Below are 9,858 nucleotides of genomic sequence, written 5' to 3' on the forward strand. Positions count from 1 at the left end.
GACATGGAGTCCAACGGCAAGTCGGTGGACCGCGAGGGCAACCCGGTGGACTGGCAGACCGGCCCGGTCGTCTGGGGCACCCCCGGCACCAACGGGCAGCACGCCTACTACCAGTTGATCCACCAGGGTACGAAGCTGATCCCCGCGGACTTCATCGGCTTCGCCCGTCCCGTGGACGAGCTGGGCGACAGACTCAAGGCCCAGCACGACCTGTTGATGGCCAACTTCTTCGCCCAGACCCAGGCGCTGGCCTTCGGCAAGACGCCGGAGGAGGTCCGCGCGGAGGGTGTGCCCGAGGAACTGGTGGCGCACAAGACGTTCCACGGCAACCACCCCACCACCACGATCCTGGCGCGCGAGCTGACCCCCTCGGTGCTCGGCCAACTGATCGCCCTCTACGAGCACAAGGTGTTCGTCCAGGGAGCGGTGTGGGACATCGACTCCTTCGACCAGTGGGGCGTGGAGCTCGGCAAGGTCCTCGCCAAGCGGATCGAACCGGCCCTGACCGAAGGCGCCGAGGTCCCCGGCCTCGACACCTCCACCCAGGCCCTCGTCGCCGCCTACCGGGGGCTGCGCGACCGGAAGTGACCACTCGTGCGGGAAGCGGGCGGCGCGCGGCCGCCCGCCTCCCGTAGACTCCCCGGCGATCATCACGGCCGTGGCTCGGGGGAGTGCAAGGTGGCTGGTGCCAGAGGGAGTTGGACGGGCGGAAGGCTGCGGGGCGGCTCCTTCCTGAAGCCCCACAAGGTCGCCCGGGTGTTGTTGCATCCCGCGTGGATCCCGGAGTCGCTGGATGCGACCGTGGAGCGGCTCAAGCGCGTGCGGGTGGTCGCGGGCGCGGTCGCGGCCATCGGTGTCTACACCTTCGTCGAAGGCGGCCTGGCCCTCACGGAGATGATGGAGAACACGCTGATCGCGGCGGCGGTGCTGCTGTTCGTGACGCCGGTGACGGTCGGTGTGATGCTCTACGTCTGGCGTCGCGGCGGGACGGTACGCCAGTTGCGCCCGTCCCTGGTGAACGCGCTCAAGCTGCTGCTGTTCTTCGTCGGCTCGGTGGTCGCGACGGTGCTGCTGCTGCAGGGCGCGAGCGCGATGAGCGGCAGTTTCGCGATCATCCCGATCGGCCTCCTGGCGCTGTGGATGGTCGGGTTCGTGGGCGCGGGCGCGCTGCGGATCACGGCGAACTTCTTCGGCACCGCGGCGGTGCACCGCGCCCTGCCGCCGCTGCTGGCCACGGTGACGACCTGGCTGATGGCCGTACCGGACCTCGTCACCGGCGATCTGCACGGCCTCGGTCTGCGACTGGGCGTGGTCTTCATCCTGGGCGCGCCGGTCACGGTCACGGCCGTCTCCCTGCTGGAGCTGGGCCGTCTCAAGCGGCGCTACGGCATCCGGCTCGGCGCACACCCCGCGACGCTGCCACCGCCGCGGCAGACGTACGTACCGCCCCAGGGGAATCCGTACGGCCAGGGGAACCCGTACGGCCAAGGGAGTCCGTATCCTCCGGGAAGCCCCTATCCGGCAGGGAATCCGTACGGCCAGGGCAGTCCCTATCCCCGGGGCAACCCGTACGCCCCGCCCTCGCCCCCGCGGCAGCCCCGCAACGGCCGGAACCCGTACGGCCGTTGACCGTACGGGTTCCGGGAAGTGCCTGCTGTGCCGTCAGGGCGACGCGGGCGGGTACAGCGAGCGCGGCAGCTGGGCGGCCGCCGCCGAGTCCAGCAGCCACAGGGTGCGCTGCCTTCCGTACGCCCCGGCAGCCGGGGCCTGGATCTCGCCCGCGCCCGACAGGGCGATCGCCGCGGCGTTCGCCTTGTCCTCGCCGGCCGCCAGCAGCCACACCTCACGGGCCGCCCGGATCGCCGGGAGGGTGAGGGTGGTGCGGGTCGGCGGGGGCTTGGGCGCGCCGTGGACGCCGACGACCGTGCGCTCGGTCTCCCGGACCGCGGGCAGCTCCGGGAAGAGCGAGGCCACATGGGTGTCCGGGCCGACGCCCAGCATCAGCACGTCGAAGGTCGGCACCGCGCCGTGGTTCTCGGGGCCGGCCGCCCGGGCCAGCTCCTGCGCGTAGGCCGCCGCGGCGGCGTCCGCGTCCGCACCGTGCGGACCGTCCGAGGCGGGCATGGCGTGCACGCGCTTCGGGTCCAGCGGTACGGAGTCCAGCAGGGCCTCGCGGGCCTGCGTGACATTGCGCTCGGGGTCGCCCTCGGGCAGGAACCGCTCGTCGCCCCACCACAGGTCGAGGCGGCTCCAGTCGATGGCGTCCCGGGCCGGCTGGGCCGCCAGCGCGGCCAGCAGTCCGTTGCCGTTGCGGCCGCCCGTCAGGACCACGGACGCCGCACCCCGGGAGGCCTGCGCGTCCACGATCTTCGTGATGAGCCGGGCCGCGGCGGCCTGGGCCATCAGTTCCTTGTCGTGGTGCACGACCAGCTGCGGGGTGTTCACTTCGCCGCCTTCTTCCCCGGGGGCGGGGCCGGGACCGGAGCCTTCCCGGCAGGCCTGTCCTTGGTGGCCACGGCGGGCTCGCCGGACGCCGCCGTGTGCTCCTGCGGCGCCTGCTCGCGCGGGGTCGCGGACTGCGCGTGCAGCCGGTCCACCCCGAACCGCAGCGCCGAGGCGTAGGTGTCGTCCGGGTCGAGCCGGCGCAGCTCCTCCGCGATCAGCTCGGCGGTGTCCCGCCGCTTGAGCGCCACCGCACGGTCCGGCTGCCCCTCGATCGACAGCGTGGCGACGGTGCCGTCCGCGCGGTCGAGGGCGATCGAGCCGTGGTCGGTGTCCAGGCGGACCGCCGTCAGGCCGGGGCCGGACGACAGGGAGCGCCTGACGGGGACGTCCAGCCGGTCCGCGAGCCACATCGCGAGCAGCTCGCAGCTCGGGTTGAACTCCTCGCCCTCCACCTCGACGCCCTTGACCTCGCAGACGACCTGGTCCAGGGCCGCGGCGAGCATCGAACGCCAGGGCGTGATGCGCGTCCACGACAGGTCCGTGTCGCCGGGCGCGTAGGTGTCGGCGCGGGCGGACAGCTCCCGTACCGGCTGCTCGGCGGCGTAGGTGTCGGTGACCCGGCGCTGGGCGAGGGCGCCCAGCGGGTCGTTCGCCGGGTCCAGGGGCGCGTCGACCGGCCACCAGACCACCACGGGGGCGTCGGGCAGCAGCAGCGGCAGCACCACCGACTGGGCGTGGTCGGCGACCTCGCCGTACAGCCGCAGGACGACCGTCTCGCCGGTGCCCGCGTCCGCACCCACCCGCACCTCGGCGTCGAGGCGGGACTTCGTGCGGTCGCGGGGCGAGCGGGAGACGCGCCTGATGACCACGAGGGTGCGCGAGGGGTGCTCGCGCGAGGCGTCGTTCGCCGCCTTCAGGGCGTCGTAGGCGTTCTCCTCGTCGGTGACGATGACGAGGGTGAGCACCATGCCCACGGCAGGGGTGCCGATGGCGCGGCGGCCCTTGACGAGCCCCTTGTTGATCTTGCTAGCCGTGGTGTCCGTCAGGTCTATCTTCATGGCCGGCGCCAGCTCCGTCCGTCTCGCTCCAGCATCTCGTCCGCCTCGACGGGACCCCAGGTGCCGGCCGGGTACTGGGCCGGCTTGCCGTGCTTGTCCCAGTACTGCTCGATCGGGTCGAGGATCTTCCAGGACAGCTCGACCTCCTCGGTGCGCGGGAAGAGGTTGGAGTCGCCGAGCAGCACGTCCAGGATGAGCCGCTCGTACGCCTCCGGGCTGGACTCCGTGAACGACTCGCCGTAGGCGAAGTCCATGGACACGTCCCGGATCTCCATCGACGTGCCCGGCACCTTGGAGCCGAAGCGGACCGTGACGCCCTCGTCGGGCTGGACGCGGATGACGATCGCGTTCTGGCCCAGCTCCTCGGTGGCCGTCGTGTCGAAGGGGGAGTGCGGGGCGCGCTGGAAGACGACCGCGATCTCCGTGACCCGGCGGCCCAGGCGCTTGCCCGCCCTCAGGTAGAACGGCACGCCCGCCCAGCGGCGGTTGTCGACGCCCACCTTGATCGCGGCATAGGTGTCGGTCTTCGACTTCGCGTCGATGCCGTCTTCCTGGAGGTAGCCGATGACCTTCTCGCCGCCCTGCCAGCCTTCCGAGTACTGGCCGCGCACGGTGTCCTTGCCGAGGTCCTTCGGCAGCCGTACGGCGCCGAGCACCTTGGTCTTCTCCGCGGCCAGCGCGTCCGCGTCGAAGGAGGCGGGCTCCTCCATGGCGGTCAGCGCCATCAGCTGGAGCAGGTGGTTCTGGATGACGTCACGGGCGGCGCCGATGCCGTCGTAGTAGCCGGCCCGGCCGCCGATGCCGATGTCCTCGGCCATGGTGATCTGCACATGGTCCACGAAGGACCGGTTCCAGATCGGCTCGAACATCGTGTTGGCGAAGCGCAGCGCCAGGATGTTCTGGACGGTCTCCTTGCCCAGGTAGTGGTCGATACGGAAGACCTGGTCCGGGGCGAAGACCTCGTGCACGACCTTGTTGAGCTCCTCGGCCGACTTCAGGTCGTGGCCGAAGGGCTTCTCGATGACCGCGCGCCGCCACGAGCCGCGCGTCTGGTCGGCGAGGCCGTGCTTCTTGAGCTGCTGGATGACCACCGGGAAGGAACGCGGCGGCACGGAGAGGTAGAAGGCGAAGTTGCCGCCCGTCCCCTGTGCCTTGTCGAGCTCCTCGATGGTCCCGCGCAGCCGCTCGAAGGCGTCGTCGTCGTCGAAGGTGCCCTGGACGAAGCGCATCCCCTGGATGAGCTGCTGCCAGACCTCCTCGCGGAACGGCGTACGGGCGTGCTCCTTGACGGCGTCGTGGACCTCGGCGGCGAAGTCCTCGTGCTGCCACTCGCGGCGGGCGAAGCCGACGAGCGAGAAGCCCGGCGGCAGCAGCCCGCGGTTGGCGAGGTCGTAGACGGCGGGCATCAGCTTCTTGCGCGACAGGTCGCCGGTGACGCCGAAGATGACCAGGCCCGACGGCCCCGCGATACGCGGGAGCCGTCGGTCGGCGGGGTCACGCAGCGGGTTGCTGCTTGACAACGTTTCAGCCCTCCGAGGGGGCGAGGCGCTGAAGCTCCGCCTCGGTCGACTTGAGCAGGTCGTTCCAGGACGTCTCGAACTTGTCGACGCCCTCGTCCTCCAGCAGCTGGACCACGTCGTCGTACGAGATGCCGAGCTTCTCGACCGCGTCGAGTTCCGCGCGGGCCTGCTCGTACGTGCCGGCGATCGTGTTGCCGCTGATCACGCCGTGGTCCTCGGTGGCCTCCAGGGTGGCCTCCGGCATGGTGTTCACCGTGTTCGGCGCCACCAGGTCGACGACGTACAGCGTGTCCTTGTAGGCCGGGTCCTTCACACCGGTGGAGGCCCACAGCGGACGCTGCTTGTGCGCCTGCGCCTTGTCGAGGGCCAGCCAGCGCTCGGACGAGAAGACCTCCTCGTACGCCTGGTAGGCGAGCCGGGCGTTGGCGACGCCCGCCTTGCCGCGGGCGGCCTTGGCCTCGTCGGTGCCCAGGGCGTCGATCCGCTTGTCGATCTCCGTGTCCACGCGGGAGACGAAGAAGGACGCCACGGACTGGATCTTCGACAGGTCCAGGCCGCGCTCCTTGGCCTTCTCCAGGCCGGAGAGGTAGGCGTCCATGACCGCGCGGTAACGCTCCAGCGAGAAGATCAGCGTGACGTTGACGCTGATGCCGAGGCCGATGACCTCGGTGATCGCCGGCAGACCCGCCTTGGTGGCGGGGATCTTGATGAGCGTGTTGGGGCGGTCCACGAGCCAGGCGAGCTGCTTGGCCTCGGCGATGGTCGCCGTGGTGTTGTGCGCCAGGCGCGGGTCGACCTCGATGGAGACCCGGCCGTCCTGGCCCCCGGTGGCGTCGAAGACCGGGCGCAGGATGTCGGCGGCGTCGCGGACGTCCGCCGTCGTGATCATGCGGATGGCCTCTTCGACGGTGACCTTGCGGGCGGCGAGGTCGGTGAGCTGCTGCTCGTAACCGTCGCCGCTGCTGATCGCCTTCTGGAAGATCGACGGGTTGGTGGTGACGCCGACGACGTGCTGCTGGTCGATCAGCTCGGCGAGGTTGCCGGACGTGATCCGCTTGCGCGACAGGTCGTCCAGCCAGATCGCGACGCCCTCATCGGAGAGGCGCTTCAGTGCGTCTGTCATGGAAATTGCATCTCCTACGTGTCGTGTACGGGCGTCAGTTCCGGGCGGCGGCGAGGGATTCCTGCGCCTTCGCGGCCACGTTCTCGGCGGTGAAGCCGAACTCGTTGAAGAGGAGCGCGCCGTCGGCGGAGGCCCCGAAGTGCTCCAGGGAGACGATGCGGCCGGCGTCCCCGACGTACTTGTGCCAGGTCAGACCGATGCCGGCCTCCACCGCGACACGCGCCTTGACCGACGGCGGCAGGACGCTGTCCCGGTACCCCTGGTCCTGCTCCTCGAACCACTCCACGCAAGGCATGGACACGACTCGCGTCGGCACGCCCTCGGCCTGGAGCCGCTCGCGCGCCTCGACGGCGATGTGGACCTCGGAACCGGTGGCGATCAGCACGACCTGCGGCTCGCCGCCCTCGGCCTCGAACAGCACGTAGCCGCCCTTGGCCGTGTTGTCGTCGGGCTCGTAGGTCGGCACACCCTGACGGGTCAGCGCGAGGCCGTGCGGGGCGCCCTTGCCGAACACCTTGGTGTGACGGCGCAGGATCTCGCGCCAGGCGACGGCGGTCTCGTTGGCGTCGGCCGGGCGGACCACGTTCAGGCCCGGGATGGCGCGCAGCGAGGCGAGGTGCTCGACCGGCTGGTGCGTGGGACCGTCCTCGCCGAGGCCGATGGAGTCGTGCGTCCACACGTACGTCACCGGCAGGTGCATCAGGGCCGACAGGCGTACGGCGTTGCGCATGTAGTCGGAGAACACCAGGAAGGTGCCGCCGTAGATGCGCGTGTTGCCGTGCAGCGCGATGCCGTTCATCTCCGCGGCCATGGAGTGCTCGCGGATGCCGAAGTGGATCGTTCGGCCGTACGGGTCGGCCTCCGGCAGCGGGTTGTCCGCCGGGAGGAAGGAGCTGTCCTTGTCGATGGTGGTGTTGTTCGAGCCGGCCAGGTCGGCGGAGCCGCCCCACAGCTCGGGGATCACCGGGCCGAGCGCCTGGAGGATCTTGCCGGAGGCGGCCCGGGTGGCGACACCCTTGCCGGGCTCGAAGACCGGGATCTTCTCCTCCCAGCCGGTGGGCAGCTCGCCCGCGGCGATGCGGTCGAACTCGGCCGCGCGCTCCGCGTTGCCGTTGCGCCACTCCTGGAAGGACTTCTCCCACTCGGCCCGCGCCTGACGGCCGCGCTCCAGCGCACCACGGGTGTGGTCGATGACCGCCTCGGCGACCTCGAAGGACTGCTCGGGGTCGAAGCCCAGGACGCGCTTGGTGGCCGCGACCTCCTCCGCGCCGAGCGCCGAGCCGTGCGCGGCCTCGGTGTTCTGGGCGTTCGGGGCGGGCCAGGCGATGATCGAGCGCATCGCGATGAACGACGGCCGGTCGGTGACCTGCTTCGCCGCCTCGATCGCGTCGTAGAGGGCGTGCGGGTCCAGGTCGCCGTCCGGCTTCGGCGCCACGCGCTGTACGTGCCAGCCGTAGGCCTCGTAGCGCTTGACGGTGTCCTCGGAGACGGCCGTCTCCGTGTCGCCCTCGATCGAGATGTGGTTGTCGTCCCACAGCAGGACCAGGTTGCCGAGCTTCTGGTGGCCGGCGAGCGAGGACGCCTCCGCGGAGATGCCCTCCTGGAGGCAGCCGTCACCGGCGATGCAGTAGACGAAGTGGTCGAACGGGGAGTCGCCCTGCGGGGTCTCCGGGTCGAACAGACCGCGCTCGTAGCGGGCGGCCATCGCCATGCCCACCGCGTTGGCGACACCCTGGCCCAGCGGGCCGGTCGTCGTCTCCACACCCTTGGTGTGCCCGTACTCGGGGTGACCGGGGGTCTTCGAGCCCCAGGTGCGGAAGGACTTCAGATCATCCAGCTCCAGACCGAAACCGGCCAGGTAGAGCTGCGTGTAGAGGGTCAGGGACGAGTGGCCCGCGGACAGCACGAAGCGGTCGCGTCCGACCCACTCGGGGTCGGCGGGGTCATGCCGCATCACCTTCTGGAAGAGGGTGTAAGCAGCGGGCGCCAGGCTCATCGCCGTACCCGGATGGCCGTTTCCGACCTTCTGTACGGCATCGGCGGCCAGGACTCGGGCGGTGTCGACGGCCCGCTGGTCCAACTCGGTCCACTCGAGGTCTGTGGTGGTCGGCTTGGTGCTCACCCTGGGTCAGGGCTCCTCTCCACATGTCGAATTACCGGTGCTCTGGGCACGTGCCCACCGGCTGCCGGCGGACGAGGCGCCCACCGGCCGTTGTCGAGCCTACCCCCGTAAGAACGTGCATTTTTTCGAGTCATTCCAGACTGACGGGACTCCCGCGGATCCGCCTCCCGACTGGTCCGAATCGCATTCGGCAAGTGAATACGGAACCGCTCATCCGACTGCTCAATCGATCTACTTCCCGCTCGTCCGGAGCGCGCTCAATCGACGTACTTCCCGCTCGTCCGGAGCGCGCTCAACCGATGTACTTCCCGCTCGTCCGGAGCACGCTCAATCGGACATGTGTGCGCACGTAGGAGCGGCGCATCAACACGACCCCACCCCCGCGAATGTCCGGGTCTGGGCAACGTCTACAGTGGCGTGGTACGCGCGGGCCTTTACGGGGAGTTCATCCCGGGGCTTGCTGGGATGTCTCTGTCAGGGGTGTGCGTGACGGCCGTCGAATCCCGTCCAGCGGGTGGGGGCACCTCCCACGCCATTAGGGCTGTGGGGGAGCTCGGGACGAGCAGCAGCCGGGGCCAGCGGTCGTTCGGGGCCCGTCTGAAGGCGTTCGTGGCGCTGACCAAGCCCCGGATCATCGAGCTGCTGCTGATCACCACCGTTCCGGTGATGTTCCTGGCGCAGCAGGGTGTACCCGATCTGAAGCTGGTGCTGCTGACCTGCCTCGGCGGGTACCTCTCCGCCGGTGGCGCCAACGCGCTCAACATGTACATCGACCGGGACATCGACGCGCTGATGGACCGCACGTCGCAGCGTCCGCTGGTCACCGGCATGGTCAGCCCCGCCGAGTGCCTGGCCTTCGGCATCACCCTCGCGGTCGTGTCGACCCTGCTGTTCGGCCTGACCGTCAACTGGCTGTCGGCCTGGCTGTCACTCGGCGCGCTCCTCTTCTACGTGGTCGTCTACACGATGATCCTCAAGCGGCGCACCTCGCAGAACATCGTGTGGGGCGGCATCGCCGGCTGCCTCCCGGTCCTCATCGGGTGGTCGTCCGTCACCGACTCCCTGTCGTGGGCGCCGGTCATCCTCTTCCTCGTCATGTTCTTCTGGACCCCGCCGCACTACTGGCCGCTGTCCATGAAGGTCAGGGAGGACTACGCGCGCGTGGGCGTGCCGATGCTCCCGGTCATCGCCTCCAACAAGGTGGTGGCGCGGCAGATCGTCATCTACAGCTGGGTCATGGTCGGCGTGTCGCTGCTGCTCACCCCACTGGGCTACACGGGCTGGTTCTACACCGCGGTCGCCCTGCTGGCCGGCGGGTTCTGGCTCTGGGAGGCGCACGGGCTCCAGAACCGGGCCAAGGCCGAGGTGACGGGCGCCAAGCTCAAGGAGATGCGGCTGTTCCACTGGTCGATCACCTACGTGTCGATCCTGTTCGTGGCGGTCGCGGTGGATCCCTTCCTCCACTAGGCCGTCCGGCGGATCGGGTCGCAGGACAGGTCCCGGACACGCCGAAGTTCCCCGCACGGGCGGGGGGGGGGGGGAAATCCCCCCACCCCCCCCCGCCCCGGGTGTTAAAAACGACGGGGGCAA

At 70.1% G+C, this 9,858-nt stretch carries 8 protein-coding genes; 3 read left to right on the top strand and 5 right to left on the bottom strand.

The window, feature by feature from the left end:
- Together ABT085_RS38505 and ABT085_RS38510 are read left to right on the top strand one after the other, a co-directional pair.
- Positions 1-588: phosphoglucose isomerase-related protein (locus ABT085_RS38505; RefSeq protein ID WP_502982915.1), on the top strand; the 588-nt coding region annotated here is incomplete at its 5' end.
- Positions 589-678: 90 nt separating this feature from the next.
- Positions 679-1,629, top strand: a complete 951-nt coding sequence (locus ABT085_RS38510; protein ID WP_351619204.1) for a hypothetical protein — start codon at positions 679-681, stop codon at positions 1,627-1,629.
- A 33-nt stretch (positions 1,630-1,662) separates the two neighbouring features.
- Here ABT085_RS38510 and pgl read toward each other — a convergent pair whose 3' ends face one another.
- From pgl to tkt, 5 genes are read right to left on the bottom strand one after another with little or no spacing between them, the layout of a single operon-like run.
- The gene (gene pgl, locus ABT085_RS38515) at positions 1,663-2,445 is read right to left on the bottom strand and encodes a 6-phosphogluconolactonase (protein WP_351619207.1); all 783 of its coding nucleotides are present in this window, start codon (positions 2,443-2,445) and stop codon (positions 1,663-1,665) included.
- Positions 2,442-3,503: a glucose-6-phosphate dehydrogenase assembly protein OpcA gene (gene opcA, locus ABT085_RS38520; RefSeq protein WP_351619210.1), complete on the bottom strand. Its 1,062-nt coding sequence runs from the start codon at positions 3,501-3,503 to the stop codon at positions 2,442-2,444. The genes pgl and opcA overlap by 4 nt, the downstream gene beginning before the upstream one ends.
- The gene (gene zwf, locus ABT085_RS38525; protein ID WP_351619213.1) at positions 3,500-5,023 is read right to left on the bottom strand and encodes a glucose-6-phosphate dehydrogenase; all 1,524 of its coding nucleotides are present in this window, start codon (positions 5,021-5,023) and stop codon (positions 3,500-3,502) included. Before zwf ends, opcA begins: the two co-directional genes overlap by 4 nt.
- A gap of 4 nt (positions 5,024-5,027) precedes the next feature.
- Positions 5,028-6,146, bottom strand: coding sequence for a transaldolase (gene tal, locus ABT085_RS38530; RefSeq protein ID WP_351619216.1), 1,119 nt, complete (start codon positions 6,144-6,146; stop codon positions 5,028-5,030).
- Between the two features lie 34 nt (positions 6,147-6,180).
- Entirely contained in the window at positions 6,181-8,268 is a 2,088-nt protein-coding gene (gene tkt, locus ABT085_RS38535; RefSeq protein ID WP_351619219.1) for a transketolase, read from the bottom strand.
- A gap of 480 nt (positions 8,269-8,748) precedes the next feature.
- On the opposite strand from tkt, the gene ABT085_RS38540 reads away from it, so the two are divergent.
- Positions 8,749-9,735, top strand: a complete 987-nt coding sequence (locus ABT085_RS38540) for a heme o synthase (RefSeq protein ID WP_502982916.1) — start codon at positions 8,749-8,751, stop codon at positions 9,733-9,735.
- Positions 9,736-9,858: the final 123 nt, after the last annotated feature.

The sequence above is a fragment of the Streptomyces sp. NPDC002265 genome, from assembly GCF_040296125.1.
In the GTDB taxonomy this organism is placed as follows: Bacteria; Actinomycetota; Actinomycetes; order Streptomycetales; family Streptomycetaceae; genus Streptomyces.